Origin of the sequence: Natrinema sp. 74 (assembly GCF_046097095.1) — an archaeon.
Classification (GTDB): domain Archaea; phylum Halobacteriota; class Halobacteria; order Halobacteriales; family Natrialbaceae; genus Natrinema.
This window is the reverse complement of sequence record NZ_CP175698.1, coordinates 2,280,197-2,294,985: the sequence shown is the minus strand read 5'-3', so window position 1 is coordinate 2,294,985 and position 14,789 is coordinate 2,280,197. Positions and strand designations below refer to the sequence as shown.

14 protein-coding genes are annotated in these 14,789 nt (G+C 66.1%); 11 read left to right on the top strand and 3 right to left on the bottom strand.

The annotated features are described in order from the left end of the window. Nucleotides 1-57 precede the first annotated feature (57 nt). A complete protein-coding gene (locus tag ACJ70B_RS11330) occupies nucleotides 58-939 on the top strand; it encodes a TIGR01548 family HAD-type hydrolase (RefSeq protein ID WP_408957095.1) in 882 nt (293 codons plus the stop codon). 113 nt (nucleotides 940-1,052) lie between these two features. Here ACJ70B_RS11330 and ACJ70B_RS11325 read toward each other — a convergent pair whose 3' ends face one another. Then, nucleotides 1,053-1,598, bottom strand: coding sequence for a Rieske (2Fe-2S) protein (locus ACJ70B_RS11325; protein WP_408957094.1), 546 nt, complete (start codon nucleotides 1,596-1,598; stop codon nucleotides 1,053-1,055). 154 nt (nucleotides 1,599-1,752) lie between these two features. On the opposite strand from ACJ70B_RS11325, the gene ACJ70B_RS11320 reads away from it, so the two are divergent. The 3 genes from ACJ70B_RS11320 (at nucleotide 1,753) to ACJ70B_RS11310 (ending at nucleotide 4,726) form a co-directional block, all read left to right on the top strand. Next, entirely contained in the window at nucleotides 1,753-2,007 is a 255-nt protein-coding gene (locus ACJ70B_RS11320) for a hypothetical protein (protein ID WP_408957093.1), read from the top strand. A 97-nt stretch (nucleotides 2,008-2,104) separates the two neighbouring features. After that, nucleotides 2,105-3,751, top strand: coding sequence for an acyl-CoA synthetase (locus ACJ70B_RS11315; protein ID WP_408957092.1), 1,647 nt, complete (start codon nucleotides 2,105-2,107; stop codon nucleotides 3,749-3,751). Nucleotides 3,752-3,907: 156 nt separating this feature from the next. Next, on the top strand, nucleotides 3,908-4,726 hold the full coding sequence (locus ACJ70B_RS11310) for a GNAT family N-acetyltransferase (RefSeq protein WP_408957091.1): 819 nt from the start codon (nucleotides 3,908-3,910) through the stop codon (nucleotides 4,724-4,726). Between the two features lie 77 nt (nucleotides 4,727-4,803). Here the strand turns inward: ACJ70B_RS11310 and ACJ70B_RS11305 are convergent, their stop codons facing one another. Together ACJ70B_RS11305 and ACJ70B_RS11300 are read right to left on the bottom strand one after the other, a co-directional pair. Then, entirely contained in the window at nucleotides 4,804-5,508 is a 705-nt protein-coding gene (locus ACJ70B_RS11305) for a type 1 glutamine amidotransferase domain-containing protein (protein WP_408957090.1), read from the bottom strand. Between the two features lie 151 nt (nucleotides 5,509-5,659). Then, nucleotides 5,660-6,115: a DUF2391 family protein gene (locus ACJ70B_RS11300; RefSeq protein ID WP_408957089.1), complete on the bottom strand. Its 456-nt coding sequence runs from the start codon at nucleotides 6,113-6,115 to the stop codon at nucleotides 5,660-5,662. 178 nt (nucleotides 6,116-6,293) lie between these two features. Between ACJ70B_RS11300 and ACJ70B_RS11295 the strand changes: the two genes are divergently transcribed. The 7 genes from ACJ70B_RS11295 (at nucleotide 6,294) to ACJ70B_RS11265 (ending at nucleotide 14,784) form a co-directional block, all read left to right on the top strand. Next, nucleotides 6,294-7,775 (top strand): SLC13 family permease, encoded by a 1,482-nt coding sequence (locus ACJ70B_RS11295; RefSeq protein WP_408957088.1) that lies wholly within the window; start codon nucleotides 6,294-6,296, stop codon nucleotides 7,773-7,775. A 108-nt stretch (nucleotides 7,776-7,883) separates the two neighbouring features. Next, on the top strand, nucleotides 7,884-8,534 hold the full coding sequence (locus ACJ70B_RS11290; RefSeq protein WP_408957087.1) for a helix-turn-helix domain-containing protein: 651 nt from the start codon (nucleotides 7,884-7,886) through the stop codon (nucleotides 8,532-8,534). Between the two features lie 122 nt (nucleotides 8,535-8,656). After that, a complete protein-coding gene (locus ACJ70B_RS11285) occupies nucleotides 8,657-10,570 on the top strand; it encodes an ABC transporter substrate-binding protein (RefSeq protein ID WP_408957086.1) in 1,914 nt (637 codons plus the stop codon). Further along, the gene (locus ACJ70B_RS11280) at nucleotides 10,567-10,773 is read left to right on the top strand and encodes a hypothetical protein (RefSeq protein ID WP_408957085.1); all 207 of its coding nucleotides are present in this window, start codon (nucleotides 10,567-10,569) and stop codon (nucleotides 10,771-10,773) included. Before ACJ70B_RS11285 ends, ACJ70B_RS11280 begins: the two co-directional genes overlap by 4 nt. Continuing rightward, nucleotides 10,770-11,765: an ABC transporter permease gene (locus ACJ70B_RS11275; protein WP_408957084.1), complete on the top strand. Its 996-nt coding sequence runs from the start codon at nucleotides 10,770-10,772 to the stop codon at nucleotides 11,763-11,765. Before ACJ70B_RS11280 ends, ACJ70B_RS11275 begins: the two co-directional genes overlap by 4 nt. Then, nucleotides 11,762-12,682 carry an ABC transporter permease gene (locus ACJ70B_RS11270; protein WP_408957083.1) on the top strand — a complete coding sequence of 307 codons (921 nt, stop codon included), beginning with the start codon at nucleotides 11,762-11,764 and terminating at the stop codon, nucleotides 12,680-12,682. Before ACJ70B_RS11275 ends, ACJ70B_RS11270 begins: the two co-directional genes overlap by 4 nt. After that, on the top strand, nucleotides 12,679-14,784 hold the full coding sequence (locus ACJ70B_RS11265) for a dipeptide ABC transporter ATP-binding protein (protein WP_408957082.1): 2,106 nt from the start codon (nucleotides 12,679-12,681) through the stop codon (nucleotides 14,782-14,784). The genes ACJ70B_RS11270 and ACJ70B_RS11265 overlap by 4 nt, the downstream gene beginning before the upstream one ends. The last annotated feature ends 5 nt before the right edge of the window (nucleotides 14,785-14,789 follow it).

Genomic DNA, 14,789 nt, shown 5'->3' with positions numbered 1-14,789 from the left:
CCGGCGGCCGCGAGCGAATCCGACCGCCTTTATTCTCGCCGTCCCGTCTAGACGGGTATGAACGCAGATGCCGTCGTCTTAGACATCGACGGAGTGCTCGTCGACGTCGCCGACTCCTACCGGCGGGCGATCGTCGAGTCCGTTGCGGAAGTCCACGACCGAACGATTCGCAAGGGCGACATTCAGGAGTTCAAAGACGCGGGCGGGTTTAACAACGATTGGGAGCTGACCGACGCCGCCGCGCTCTACGTGCTGGCGACCGAGGAGGGGTACGATCGGTCGCTCGAGGCCTTCACCGACGACATCGCAGCTGCGGGTGGCGGCCTCGAGGCGGCCGAGACCGTCGTCTGTGAGGCGATCGGCGCGCGGGCGACCCAGCGCATCCGCGAGCGCTGGGATCGCGAGCGCCTGCGCGACGTCTTCCAACAGCTGTATCTCGGCGACGAACTCTATCGCGGGCTCGAGGGCGGTGAGCCCGATCTCGAGCGGGAGACGCCGGGGTTCATCCACGACGAGCCGGTGTTGCTCGAGCCAGAGGTCCGGGATCGGCTGCTCGAGGGCTACGACGTGGGAGTCCTGACCGGGCGGCCGGCGGCCGAGGCCGAGATCGCCCTCGATCGTGTGGGGCTCGACGACGCAATCCCGGTCGAGCGGCGCTTCACGATGGACGACTGGGAGGAAGGCAAGCCCCACCCGCGGGCACTGACGACGCTCGCAGCGCGGTTCGACGCCGACGCGGTCGCCTTCGTCGGCGACACGCTAGACGACGTTCGGACGGCGGTCAACGCGAGCGAGGCCGATCCGGGCCGCGAGTACCGCGGCGTCGGCGTCCTGACCGGCGGACTGACCGGCGAGGAGGGCCGCCGAAAGTACGAGGCGGCGGGCGCGTCGGCGGTGCTCGAGTCGGTCAACGCCGTACCGAACTGGCTTGAGTCGTAGGCGCAAGCGACGCAGCTACGCCGGTCGGCGGGAACGCGGACAGACGCGAGCCGGCAGTCTTCGAACCGCTCGGACGGTAACGAGAGACGTAGCTCGAATGCGATGTCGAAGCGTTACGCGGTGGCTTCGTCGAGCCGCCGGCACGAATCGAACCGGTCGTCGGTCAGGTACACGGCCCCGTCTCGAACGGCGACCGCGATCGACTCGAGTGCGTCGCCGCGACAGGGGCCGGCCGTACAGACGCCGTCGCCGCACTCGAAGCGCGCGCCGTGTTCGTGACAGACCAGTCGATCGTCGCGGACGATCGCGCCGGGACCAGGGTCGAGTCGCACCTCGGGCTCGTGCGGACAGGAGTTTCGCCACGCGGAAACCGCCTCGCCCTCGCGCCGGAGGATTAGTTCCGTCCCACGGTCGCCCGACCGGGCCTCGCATCGGAGCGTCCCGTCGGTCGGCACGTCCGCGAGCGGTGCAATGTGACGAGGAGCACCGGATTCGGTCTCGTCTGCGGGCGCGGCGTCGCCGGAGACGGTCTCCGCGCCGTCGCCGACGCTGAACCGGAAGGTTGCGTCATCGGTCGACACGTCGCCCTCGTCGCCGTAGACGGTGACTGACGTCGCGTCGTCGTTCCCCTCGAGGGTCACGCGGACGGAATCGGTCATAGCCTCCTTTTTCGGCCAGCCTAAAAATATGTTCCGGACCGGTATCGTCCCGGTTGGGACCGCTCCAGTCAGGCGGTATCGCGAGGTGGGTGGCGTGTTCGACCGCTGAAAACACGACGGTATGTCTTTAGTGGTGCCCCGAGAACGGACTGGTATGGACGACGCCGAAGTCACCGTCGACGTCGAGGTCGAAGTGGAGGTTGACTCGAACGAACTCGAGATCGAAGTCGGGGACGAACGCGAGTTCGAGGGCGAACTCGAGGCGGACGGGCTGACAATCGAAGTCGAAGCGGAAGTGGCAGTCGAAGGCGAGGCGGAAACGGCGGGAGAAGACGAAGCGGACGCGGAATCGACGAACGAGGACGGCGAAGACGACGAGACCGACGCCGACGAGACCGACGCGGAGTAATCTGACTTCCGTACGACCCGCTCGAACGCAGACGTTACGGCTCTTATTGTTTGCACGCGTCGAAAAACGCTATGTGCTGGCCCCGGTACGCCGCAGTATGAGCTGGACCGTCATGCCGACGTACGACGACTACGAGCGGGCCCGCGAGGAGTTCGCGTGGGACCTCCCCGACGAGTATAATCCGGCCGTTGACTTTCTGCGGAAACACGAGGACACGAGCCGAACGGCGCTGCGCTACGAAGACCCCGTGTCGGGCCTCGAGACCTACTCCTTCGACGACCTCGACGAGCGGTCGGACCGCCTCGCGGCCGCGCTGGCAGACCTCGGCGTCGGGGCCGGCGACCGCGTGGGCGTCGTCGTCCCGCAGAAACCACAGAACCCGTTGACCCACCTCGCGAACTGGAAACTCGGCGCGGTGTCGGTCCCCCTGACGGTGCTGTTCGGTCGCGACGCCCTACAGTACCGGCTGGCGGACAGCGAGGCGAAAGCCGTCGTCGTCGATCCGAGCGTCCGCGAGACGGTCGACGAGATCCGCGAGGAGTGCCCCGCGCTCGAGCACGTGATCGAACTCGGCGACGGCGAGTCGGTCGCGGGAGAGGCTCGCGCGTTCGACGACCTCGTGGCTGCCTACGAGCCCAGCATCGAGGTCTACGACTCGACGCCGGCGACGCCGACGGCGATCATGTATACGAGCGGGTCGACGGGGCCGCCGAAGGGGGTGCGTCACAGCCACGCGCTCTGGCTCGGTCGGGCCGCCGCGGCGTACAACTACTTCGATCAGGGGCTCGCGGCGGGCGAGGCCACCCTGTGGACGCCGGCCGACTGGGCGTGGGGCGCGGCACTAGGTGGGACGCTGTTCGCGGCGTGGCACCACGGCTGTTCCATCGTCGGCTGGCCCCGCGACGGGTTCGACCCCGCGGAGGCCTACGAGCTCATGGAGCGCCACGACGTGACCAAGGCGTTCATGCCCCCGACCGCGCTCCGGATACTGATGGGCGTCGACGATCCCGAGGACGCCTACGACCTCTCGCTCGAGACGTTCGGGTCGGCCGGCGAGCCGCTCACCTCGGAGGTCGTTGACTGGGTCGAGTCGACGTTCGAGGACGTGGCGATCAACGAGTTCTACGGCCAGACCGAGCTCAACCTCGTCGTCGGCAACGCCGAGACGTGGTTCGACACGCGGCCGGGCAGCATGGGCAAACCCTTCCCCGGCTACGAGGTCGCCGTGCTCGACCCGGACACGCACGAACGGCTCGAGCGCGGCGAGGTCGGCGAGCTCGCCGTCAAACCGGGCGATCGCCGGGTGTTTTTCGACGAGTACCACGAACTGCCGGAGAAGACGGCGAACAAGCGGACCGAGGAGGGATGGTTCCTGACCGACGACCTCGTCGAGCGTGACGAGGACGGCTACCTGTGGTTCGTCTCGCGGGCAGACGACGTGATCCTTACGAGCGGCTACCGCGTGGGGCCGATGGAGGTCGAGGACGCGATCCTCACCCACGAGGCCGCCGAGCAGGCCGGCGTCGTCGGCGTCCCCGACGACACCCGCGGCGAGGCGATCAAGGCGTTCGTCGAGCCCGCCACCGACGAGTACGACCCTGAGGCGCTTCGCGAGGAGATCCGCGAATTGGTCCGCGACCGGCTCGCCGAGTATGAGTATCCCCAGCACATCGAATTCGTAGAAACGCTGCCGACCACGACGACGGGCAAGATCCAGCGGCGGTCCCTCCGGGACGACGGGTAGGACGGCATCGGGGGAGTACCACGCAGGGCGTCGTCCTCGGCGTCGGTTGGCCGGTGGTCACCACTGGCGTGGCGGCGGGCGTGAGGAACTCGGACGACCGCCGTCGCTTGTTTCCGCCGGCAGCCATCTTATCCGATCTGATACCGAATCGTAAATATGGCAATTCGGGAACCAGACCCGGACGAGGCCGCGCGGATCCGTGAGGTCGTCGACAGTTCGATGACGACTTCGTTCAGGCTCAGCCCGGAACAGATCGACGCGGTGGCCGACGAACAGTTCGCTGACGACGCCGTCGCCGACGCGCTCGAGGACGAGACCACCGTGCTTCGCGTCGCCGAAACCGGCGAGGATATCGAGGAGGCGACCATCACCGGCGTCGTCGAAGGCCGTCTCGCGGGCGACTGGGGCGAGGTGAACTGGCTGTTCGTCGATCCGGAACACCGGGGACAGGGGATCGGGACGGAGCTGTACGACGCCGCGAACGAAGCCCTTCGGGACGAGGATGCCGAGTACGTCTGTGTTACCGTCCTCGAGGCCAACACCGAGGGCCACGGGTTCGTCGAACGGCTCGGCCTCGAGCACGACGGCGACCGACGGGTCGACATCGCCGAGGAATCGTTCGTCAAGTACGTGTACACGGATCCAGACGTCGACGCGACGCTGCCGAACGAGTCGACAACCGAGGACGCGGACGAGGAGTCGTTCCCCGAAACGGAATCGACCGACGGCAATCTGACGACGACCGACGACGGCGAGACGGTGTACGTCGCCCGCGACGAGGCGGAGTCCGGGACCGCCGCCTCGTTTTACGTCACCTACGAAGACGCCGATCTCACCGAGCAGTACGGCTTCTATTGTGCGAACTGCGGCTCGCTTGACATTTCGATGGACAACATGGATCGCCTCGAGTGTGGCGACTGCGGAAACACCCACGCGGAGCGATCCGGGGAATCGTACGACGAATCGTATCTCTAGCGTCGACTCCCTCTCACCCCCGAAGGACGGGAGTGCGCCGGTATCGTGTTACGGGCCGCGTGCGTTCCCGCGGGTGATCAGTCGCTCGCGGACGCCTCGACGCCGAGTTCCGACAGTAGCGCGTCAGCCGCAGCGCCGGAAGACAGGGGGCCACGGGCAGTGATCAGGTCGCCGTCGACGGTGACGCTCTCCTCGGCGTCTGGTTCGGCGTCCCAGTCAGCGCCGACGGCCCGCACCTCGTCCTCGACCCAGTAGGGGAGTTTACGCCCGTCGGGCAGGCGATCGTACTCGTCAACGATGTCCGCCTCCCACTCGTTGGGAAACCCGGTCACATCGCGGTCCGCGACCAGGTAATCGCCGTCGCTGTCGCGGGTGAACGCGAACAGTCCGGCGGCGTGACAGACCACCATCGCTTTGCCGTCGTCGCCCTCGACGGCGTCACGCAAGAGCGTGCGGGCGTGGACGTCGGTGTTGATGTCCCACATCGTCCCGTGGCCGCCCGGGAACGCGACCACGTCGTAGCCCGCCGCGTCGACGCTCGCGATCGGCTCGGGGTTCTCGATCCCCTCGTACCCCTCGTGGATTTCCTGTGCGAGCTCCGCGGCCTCCTCGGTGACAAAGGGACTGTCGGTGTCCAGCGACGTCTCGTCGATGACCGGTTTCGATCCCGACGGGGTCGCAACGTCAATATCGAAGTCTTCGGTTCTGAGCGCGTCGAGCGGATTCGCGCACTCTTCGCCCCAGTAGCCTTCTTCGCTGACGACGAACAGAGCAGATGCCATCGATTTCGCGTCGGGTCGTGGGTCGGAAAAGTCATCGCCTTGCGACTGTGACACGGTGCGCTGCCGGTTCTCTCGTCGCTCTTCGGGCTGGAAACCGTCGTACACGCGTTCGTGGTACCCGGACGGGGGTTCCGCCTGCGGCTGCCGGAACTCACCCGTTCTGTTTCGAGAAGATGCTATCGGCCGTCGCCGCGCCGATGACGCTGAAGACCGAGCCGACGCTCACGGCCGTGAAGGTCGTCTCGACGACAGTCCGGGTCGAGGCGGCCTCCTCGAGGAAGGTGTCGGGCGCGTCCAGTAGGAGCGCAAGCACCGTCACCGAGCCAAACGAGACGAGCATCAGCGAGATAAAGCGAAGCGGGACGCCCGCGACGTCCTGTTCGCCGTCGGCGTCGCGAGTCGTGTCCGCCGCGTACAACGCCCCGTAGCCGATTCCGAATACGACGATAACGGTCCCGAGCGTCTGAAACAGGTTCATACTCGCCGCGAGGTCCCAGACCTCCTGGGTAACCACGAACGGACCCGCAAGCAGGATGCCGCCGACGATCTGCTGGGCCGAGTCCGCGAGCCGGAACTGCTGTGGCCGACGCGGTCGTCGAAGTCTCATAGCGGAGGATTACGGCGAAACGACAAAATGGTCCCGCTCGAGCGGGGTCGCGGCCGCCGCCGAGCCTGATCGATAGGTCGAGCTTCGAACGGACCTCGTACGACTCGAGCACCGCCGAACGCTCGCTCTCGGCGCAGTGTCACCAGATTCTTGAGCGGGTGTGGCGACGGTGCGGGTAATGGGAGGCCGAGACGGCGAGCGGTCGCCGCGCGAGATACCGGTGTCACAGGAGACGATCGGACTGGTCGCGGCCGCCGCCGTCCTCGTCGTCGGAACGACGCTCGACCCGCCGCCGTCGCTGTCCGTCGAGGGGCAGCGGGCGCTGGCGGTGTTCCTCTCGGCGCTTGCCCTGTGGCTGACTCGGCCCGTGCCGTACGTCGTCTCGAGCCTGTGCAGCGTCACGTTACTGTTCGCGCTGGGGGCCGTCGACTCGTTCGACGCGGCGACGACCGGTTTCACATCGACGCTCGTGTTCTTCCTTCTGGCGCTGCTGTTGTTGGCCGACGCCACGACGAGCGTCGGGCTCGATCGGCGGCTGGCGCGTCGCCTGCTGAGCGTCGACAGCACGCCGCGTCGGGCGCTGCAGTCGGTCGCGGGAAGCGTGCTCGCGCTGGCGCTCGTGATGCCGTCGGCGATGGCGCGTGCGGTGACGTTCGTCCCGGTCGTAAAGCGGCTTGCGGGCGCGTTCGGATCGGGCGACGACGGCTTCGAGCGCGCGGCGTTTCTCGTCCTCGGCCACGTCAACCCGATCGCGTCGATGGCGCTGATGACCGGTGGCGGGATGGCGCTTGTCACCTCCGAGATCGTCGCGCGGTCGGTGCGGCCGATCACGTGGGTCGACTGGGCGGTGTTGATGATACCGCCGACGCTCGTCCTGTACGGACTGGCGGCCGTCGCCGCGGGACTCTTCGTGCGCGTCGACGGTGAGGCGACGCTCGATGCGGCCGAGGGACTCCGACCGGACGAAGCCGACGATGCGATTCCGCCGACAACGGACGACGGAAGCCGACTGGAAGCCGACGGCGACGGACCGGCCGCGCTGACCCGCGATCAGCGGCTCGTCGGCCTCGTGCTCTGCGGAGCGATCGCGGGCTGGATCGCGGGCTCGTTCGTCGGGCTGCCCACGGTGTTGCCGGCCGTCGCGGCGGTCACGGCGCTTTCGGTCCCGCCAGCCGGCGTTATCACAGCCGAGGACATCGCGGACGTAAACTGGGGCATCGTCTTTCTCATCGGAGCGATGCTGTCGATTCTGGACGCCATGGAGACCACCGGCGCAATTCGAGCCGTCATCGACGTGCTAACGCGATGGCTTCCCCTCGAGGCGCTGGCGGGCTGGCAGGTCGTCGCGGTACTGATCGCACTCGCCGTCGTGATCCGCGTGCTGTTCTCGACCGGCTCGGCGGCGATCGTCGTCGCGCTCCCGATCGTGCTCGAGCTCGCGGCCGTCTTCGAGATTAACCGGCTGTTTCTCGCGTTGACGGTGTTGCTGGTCGTCGGTTCGACGACGATCCTGCCGTTCAACACGACGGCGGTGCTGGTGTCGATGGATCGCGGGCCGCTCTCACACCGGGACGTTGCCGCGTTCGGCCTCGTGACGATGCTGCTCTCCGCCGCGGTTGCAGCCCTCTCGTGGCTCATTTACTGGCCGCTCGTGACGTGACGGCCCACCCGTGATAAGCGTGAGCTATATATGACGGGATCGGACTCTACCCTGTAGGGAGGGTCGCCAATTCTACGCGTCGAGTTCACGACTGCACCGACGGGCGTGATGGAAGAGCTCCGTCGAGAACTGGACGGCGTTCGGAGCATCGAGCTCGACAACGCGTTCTACGTGGAGGACGGCACGTGGCTCGAGTCGTTGACCGTCGCGTCGAACGGCGCGTTCGACCCCGAACCCGCCATCGAGGGAATCTCCGGCGCGTCGCTGTTCTACGACAGCGAGATTCCGACCGAGTCGGACGGGCTCGAGATCAGACGGCTTGCACTCCTCGCGAACGAGTCCTACCCGTTCATCCTGAGTCTGGTGTTGCGCCAGAAGGCGATCCCGAACCGCATCGTCCTCCAGAACGGCGTCTTCGAGGTCGTGGTGACCGCACGCGACTGGGACCAGTTTCGCGCGATGGCCGACGAGGTCCAGGAGACCCTCGGCGAGTTCGAGCTGTTGTCGGTCACCCAGGATGAGGAGCCGGGCGAACCGCTCGACAGCGGGCGGCTGACCGAAGTCCTCGTTTCGAAGCTCACCGACGACCAGTTGGCGGTCCTCGAGACGGCGTACGATCGCGGCTACTTCGACATTCCACGGGAGGCCTCGGCGACGGAGCTGGCCGACGAACTCGACATCGCACAGTCGACGGTGAGCGAGCGGCTCCGAACCGCCGAGCGAACGCTGCTGGAGCTCATCTACGGCCCTCGAGAGTAGCCGGCCGCACTCCGTCTCGACGGTTGAGAGGTGACGATCTATCACTCCTGTTTTAAAGAGCGATAGCTATCGAGGGCGATAGGGAGTAGAACGATTCTAGTTAGCCCGTAACGTGGGGGTGGATGACGCAGCAAGAAAATCATGAAGGATCGGTCGCCGGGGATCGCGGCCGGCTCACGCGGCGTAGCTACGTCGCCACGGCCGCCGCGGCGCTCGGAACGAGCGCGCTCGCGGGCTGTAGCGGTAGTCGCGGACAGAGCCTCGAGCCGGACGTGCCCGACGGCGTGCCGAAGACGGTGGAGACGCAGTACTGGCGGGAGTGGGAGACGATCGACGCCGATTCGCCGCCGCTTGGTTACAGTGCGACCGCGGGCGCGGTGCTCGACCGGTTGCCCGTCGAGTTCTCGAGCGAGGACGACCCGTGGATGCGCGAACACGCGTTGATGGTCAAGCGCGGATTGAACGATCTGGGGATCGCCGTCACGCTCAACGACCGGCCGTTAAACCAGCTTTACGCCCAGAGTTGGGCGACGAAGGGACTCGAGGCGGTGATCTCGATGAGCACGCACGGCCCCGATCCTCAGCGGGGACTCGACCCGAATCCGCTGTTGATGCGTCGAACGAAGGAGTCGCTCTCGAACTACGACAACTACTACCATCCCGAACTGCAGGAGGTTCTCACCGAGCAAGAACAGACGACCGATCGGGCCGAGCGCGAAGAACTCGTCGACCGGGCACAGGAGATTTTCGCCGAGGACGTCGGGGCGCTGATCACGCTGTTCCCGAACATCGTGACGGCGGCGAACACGGAGCGATGGTCTGGCTACGTGAAGACGCCGGGCAACGGCCCGACGAAGGACTCGTTCGTCTGGACCGAGGTCAACCTCCAGCCCGAGACGGACAACCGCACCTACGTCAAGGGCGTCTCCACGTCGATGAACTCGCTGAATCTGCCGTGGGCGGCGGGCGGCGCGGAGGCAAAGCGATTGACGTTCATCTACGACGGACTGTTCGACGCGACGCCCGACCTCAACGTGGTCCCCGCGCTCGCGACCGGCGGCGGCTTCGTCGACGAGACGACCGTCGAACTCACGCTGCGCGAGGGCGTCGAGTGGCACGACGGCGAGTCGTTCACTGCCGAGGACGTGAAATTCACCGTCGAGCTCTACCAGGAGTATTCCTCCTCGAGTCAGGTGCCGTTCTACGAGCCGATCGACTCCGTCGAGGTGCTCGGCGATCACGAGGTGCAGTTCAACCTGAAAGATCCCGACGCGGCGTTCATGACCCAGCGAGTGGTCCGCAGCGTCATCATCCCGAAACACCGGTGGGAGGACGTGGACAACCCGTCTCAACACAACCCGGATGCCCCCGTCGGCACCGGTCCCTTCGAGTTCGAAGACTGGGAGCAGGGGACCCGGTTCTCGGCCTCGCGCAACGACGGCCACTGGATGTTCGACGACGACTGGCGGGCCGACGCGCTGGGCGACCAGGCCGAGCGCGGCCCCGGTATCGAGCGGGTTATCTGGATCAACGTGAGCAACGTCGACGCGCTGATCGGCTCGCTCCAGAGCGGCTCGATCGACGCCGTCGGGACGACACTCTCGACGCTGCAGGCCGACCGCGCGGCCAACGCCGACGGGATCGAACAGCTGTCGGCCGGCAACTACGCGCCGCTCGACGGGAAACTCATGTTCTCCTGTCCGCTCATCCGCGACAAGGAGTTCCGCGTCGCGCTGGCGAAAGTGGTCGACTCGCAGGGGTTCGTCGAAGACTTCCTGCAGGGCGAAGGGACGGTGCCGGCCGGCGAAAACCCGATCTCCTCGCTCACCCAGTGGCACAACCCCGAAACGACCGGCTACAGCTACGACGTCGAGGAGGCGCGAACCATCCTCGAGCGGGCGGGGTACACCTGGGACGACAGCGACAACCTGCGGTTCCCGAACGGAGAGGCCTGGGGTGCGTTCGTCGACCGAATTCAGCCTGGGAACACCCATAAGCGCCGCTCTGAGCTCAACCAGCCCGATTTCTCACAATGAACCGTGCGACCACCCTCGTGAGAGGAACGACCCGAACGGAGGCGAATCGACACCCCGACCGAACCGGCGCTCGAGCCGAGTGTGCCGCAGCGAGCGGCCGTGCGGCGACCGTCGCGGAGACGCCGGCGAGCGACTGCACGGCGGTCGACGCGACGGCACGACCGGCGACCGAGATGGCGAGCACCGCGGAGGATGACCGATGACGAAGTTCCAGCGGTTCCTGCTCAAACGGCTCGCGATCTCCGTCCTGCTGACGCTGATCGCCGTCTCGGTGATCTTCGTCGTCTTGCGGCTCCTGCCGGGAAGCCCATTCGAGGCGCTCGTGACCTCGGGGAACTTGAATCAGGAACAAATCAGCGAAATCCGGTCGATGTACGGGCTCAACCAGCCGCTGTGGAAGCAGTACATCAGCTACCTCGGGAGCCTGCTGACCTTCCAGTTTGGCTACTCCATCCTGCGGAGTCAGCCGGTCTGGGCGGTCCTCGAGCCGCGCCTGATCAACTCGCTGATTCTGCTCGTGCCCGCGCTGGTGACGACCGCGATCCTGAGCTCGCTGCTTGGCATGTACGCCGGCTGGAACCGAGGCAGTCGCCTCGAGAAGGTCAGCATCGTCTCGACGACGCTGCTGCGCTCGACGCCGGTGTTCATCACCGCGATCGGCTTCATCATCGTCTTCGCGTACAACTTAGAACTCGTCCCCGCACTCGGAATGCGATCGATCCGGGCGACGCCCGAGGGCTACCTCGAGACGTTCGTCTCGCTCGACTTCCTGCACCACTATCTCCTCCCCTTTACGGTCGCCGTCCTCTACTACAGCGGCGACTTCCTGTTGCTCGCTCGCAACGGCGTCGTCGAGAAACGGGGCTCGGAGTTCCTCAAACTCCACCGCGCGAAGGGGCTGACGGAGATGCAGCAACTGGCCCGCGCGGGCCGAAACTCGATGCTGCCGATCCTGACGTACTTCACGCTGCGACTGGGGATGATCTTCCAGGGACTGATCCTGCTCGAGGTCGTCTTTAGCTGGCCCGGAATCGGCCGCGAACTCGTGTTGGCCATCCAGCAACAGGACTATCCGCTGGTGCAGGCCGCCGTCTTCATCATGGCGTTGGCCGTGATCATCGCGAACCTCGCCGCCGACGTCCTCTATGCGTACTTCGATCCGACGGTCTCGACGAACGGAGGTGGGGCGGCATGAGCACGGAAACGAAACCGAAAGGGGAACTGTACGAGCGCATCGATTCGCTGTTGACGACCGTTCGCGATCAGTTCGCGTTCTTGCGACAGGACCCGCTGGCGTTCGGCGGGATGATCGTCGTCGCGGCGTTCGTGTTCCTCGGGCTGTTCGGGCCGTTGCTCGCCCCGCACGACCCGATCGAGTACACCGTCCGCGGCGACGGCGGCTCCGTCCTTCGGCTCTCGGCCCCGAGCGCCGAGGCGTTCTTCGGGACGACATCGTACGGCAAGGACGTGCTGAGCCAGTTCCTCGCCGGTGCCCGGCCGACGCTCATCGTCGGGCTGTTCGGCGGACTCGGAACGGGCGCGCTCGGCTTTACCGTCGGCGTCGTCAGCGGCTACTACGGCGGCTGGGTCGACGAACTCCTGATGCGCCTGACCGACCTGACGTTCTCCTTGCCGTTCATGCCCATGGCGTTGCTGCTGCTGACGTTCATGACGCCGAATATCTGGCTGATCACGGCGATCATCGCCGCCTTCCTCTGGAAGATGCCGGCGCGGGTCGTCCGCTCGGAGGTGCTATCGGTCCGCGAGCGGACGTTCGTCAAGTCCGCTCGAGCCAGCGGCGCGAGCGACCTGCGGACGATGCTGTACCACGTCGCGCCGAACGTGTTGCCGATCGGCTTTCTCTACACCGCCTACGGCGTCGCCTGGGCGATTGCCGCACAGGCGAGCCTGGCGTTCCTCGGCTTTGGCGACCCGACGATGACCAGTTGGGGCCGGATGCTCCGGCAGGTGTTCGCGTCGGGTAACATGCGCGTCGCGTGGTGGTGGGTGCTTCCGCCCGCCGTCGGTATCGCCGCGATAACCACCTCGGTGTTCCTCATCGGCCGCGCCTACGAGGAAGTCATCAACCCCGAAATCCAGACCAACCAATGAGTCTACTCGAAGTCGACGATCTCAAAGTCACGTATAGCACGCATCCCGAGGAGGACGGGAACGTCCACGCCGTCAACGACGTTTCCTTTACCATCGACGAGGGCGTCAACTACGGCCTCGCCGGCGAGTCCGGCTCTGGGAAGTCCACCGTCGCGGAGGCGCTGCTCGGACTGCTCCCTGGCAACGGCACCGTCGAGCGCGGGACGATCGAATTCAACGGCACGGACCTCACCGACCTCTCCGAGGCCGAGCGCCGGGACATCCTCTGGGAGGACATCGCCTACATCCCCCAGAGTGCGATGGACTCGCTCGATCCCGTGATGTCGACCGGCGACCAGATCGCACAGGCCATCCACACTCACCGAAACGTCTCCGACGCGAAGGCCCGCGACCGCGTCCGCGAGCTGTTCGAGATGGTCGGCCTCGATCCCGACCGGATCGACGACTACCCCCACGAGTTCTCCGGCGGGATGCGCCAGCGGGTTACCATCGCGATGGCGCTGGCCCTCGAGCCGGACCTCATCATCGCCGACGAGCCGACAACCGGGTTAGACGTCATCGTCCAGGACAAGATCATCGACAAGATTCTCGAAATTCAAGAGCGGATGGACAGCTCGCTGTTGCTGATCACCCACGAGATCGGCGTCATCGCCGAGACCTGCGACGAGCTGTCGATCCTCTACGGCGGGAAGGTCATGGAACAGGGCAGCGTCGACAACGTGCTGGTCAATCCCACGAACCCATACACGATGGGGCTGAAGAACTCCTTCCCGGAGATCGACGAAGAGGACAAGGATCCCGTCGCGATCCCCGGCTCGCCGCCGAACCTGAACGCGGAGCCGACGGCCTGCGTGTTTCAGGACCGGTGTCCGTTCGCCACCGACGAGTGCGGGGAGTCCCACCCCGAGCCGGTCGAGCTTCCCAACCGAAACCACCGGTCGGCCTGTCACCGCGTCAAGGAGGCCGCACAAATGCGACAGGCGGCCGACGAGCCAGAGACCTGGGACATCCCCGACGACGCCGACGGCGGCTCCGACCGCGGCGAGGTCATCCTCGAGACCGATGGCCTCGAGAAACACTACGAGCAAAGTCAGCCGCTGCTGGACAAGATCCGCGGCGAGGATCCCGACTCCGTGAAGGCCGTCGACGGCGTCTCGCTGTCGGTCCGCCGATCGGAGGTGCTCGGCGTCGCCGGCGAGTCCGGCTGTGGGAAGTCGACGCTGGGCGAGACGATGGCCCTGCTCGAGGATCCGACCGGCGGCGAATTGACCTTCGACGGCGAACCCTACGAGTACTATCAAAACGGCAACTTACAGGAGTTCCGGCGGAAGGTCCAGATCGTCTTCCAGGACCCGTTCGACTCGCTGAACCCGCGCCAGACCGTCCGCAAACTCGTCGGCGAGCCGCTTTCGATCCACGATTACCGCACCGACGAGAAAGAGCGGGCGATCGTCGAGACGTTAGAGAAAGTGGGGCTAACCCCTGCCGAGACGTTCCTCGATAAGTACCCCCACGAGCTCTCCGGCGGCCAGCGCCAGCGCGTGGCGGTCGCCAAGGCGCTGGTGCTCGATCCGGACTTCCTGATCTGTGACGAGCCGGCGTCGATGCTGGACGTCTCGCTGAAGGTCAACCTGCTGAACCTGCTGCGGGGGCTGGCCGATACCGAAGACATCGGCATCGTCTACATCTCCCACGACCTCGCGAGTCTGGTCCAGGTCTCGGATCGGCTGGCCATCATGTACCTCGGCCGCGTCATCGAGGAGGGCGAGGTGGATCAGGTCGCGACCCGGCCCAGCCATCCCTACACCGCGTCGCTGCTATCCGCTGCGCCCGAGAAGGACCCGACGGTCGACCGGACGCGCGTCTTGCTCGAGGGCGAGCCGCCGGACCCGGTCGATCTCCCCTCCGGCTGTGCGTTCGCTCCGCGGTGTCCGAAAGCGCAGGACTCGTGCTGGGAGGCCGAGCCGGCCATCGACGAGACCGGCGACGAGCGCCACCGAGCGGCGTGTTACTACCCGGAGGGGGCCAGCGAAGACGGACCATCCACGGACAATGGCAACAAATTTCAGCCATCAGTGAATGCTGATTCAACAGGTGACTGAGTAGG

What these genes read in the sequence shown, in the direction of transcription:
- ACJ70B_RS11300 (WP_408957089.1), bottom strand. Translation starts at nt 6,115, where the DNA reads ATGAGACTTCGACGACCGCGTCGGCCACAGCAGTTCCGGCTCGCGGAC.
- ACJ70B_RS11280 (WP_408957085.1), top strand. Translation starts at nt 10,567, where the DNA reads ATGAACCGTGCGACCACCCTCGTGAGAGGAACGACCCGAACGGAGGCG.
- ACJ70B_RS11310 (WP_408957091.1), top strand. Translation starts at nt 3,908, where the DNA reads ATGGCAATTCGGGAACCAGACCCGGACGAGGCCGCGCGGATCCGTGAG.
- ACJ70B_RS11320 (WP_408957093.1), top strand. Translation starts at nt 1,753, where the DNA reads ATGGACGACGCCGAAGTCACCGTCGACGTCGAGGTCGAAGTGGAGGTT.
- ACJ70B_RS11295 (WP_408957088.1), top strand. Translation starts at nt 6,294, where the DNA reads ATGGGAGGCCGAGACGGCGAGCGGTCGCCGCGCGAGATACCGGTGTCA.
- ACJ70B_RS11330 (WP_408957095.1), top strand. Translation starts at nt 58, where the DNA reads ATGAACGCAGATGCCGTCGTCTTAGACATCGACGGAGTGCTCGTCGAC.
- ACJ70B_RS11285 (WP_408957086.1), top strand. Translation starts at nt 8,657, where the DNA reads ATGACGCAGCAAGAAAATCATGAAGGATCGGTCGCCGGGGATCGCGGC.
- ACJ70B_RS11315 (WP_408957092.1), top strand. Translation starts at nt 2,105, where the DNA reads ATGAGCTGGACCGTCATGCCGACGTACGACGACTACGAGCGGGCCCGC.
- ACJ70B_RS11290 (WP_408957087.1), top strand. Translation starts at nt 7,884, where the DNA reads ATGGAAGAGCTCCGTCGAGAACTGGACGGCGTTCGGAGCATCGAGCTC.
- ACJ70B_RS11270 (WP_408957083.1), top strand. Translation starts at nt 11,762, where the DNA reads ATGAGCACGGAAACGAAACCGAAAGGGGAACTGTACGAGCGCATCGAT.
- ACJ70B_RS11275 (WP_408957084.1), top strand. Translation starts at nt 10,770, where the DNA reads ATGACGAAGTTCCAGCGGTTCCTGCTCAAACGGCTCGCGATCTCCGTC.
- ACJ70B_RS11265 (WP_408957082.1), top strand. Translation starts at nt 12,679, where the DNA reads ATGAGTCTACTCGAAGTCGACGATCTCAAAGTCACGTATAGCACGCAT.
- ACJ70B_RS11305 (WP_408957090.1), bottom strand. Translation starts at nt 5,508, where the DNA reads ATGGCATCTGCTCTGTTCGTCGTCAGCGAAGAAGGCTACTGGGGCGAA.
- ACJ70B_RS11325 (WP_408957094.1), bottom strand. Translation starts at nt 1,598, where the DNA reads ATGACCGATTCCGTCCGCGTGACCCTCGAGGGGAACGACGACGCGACG.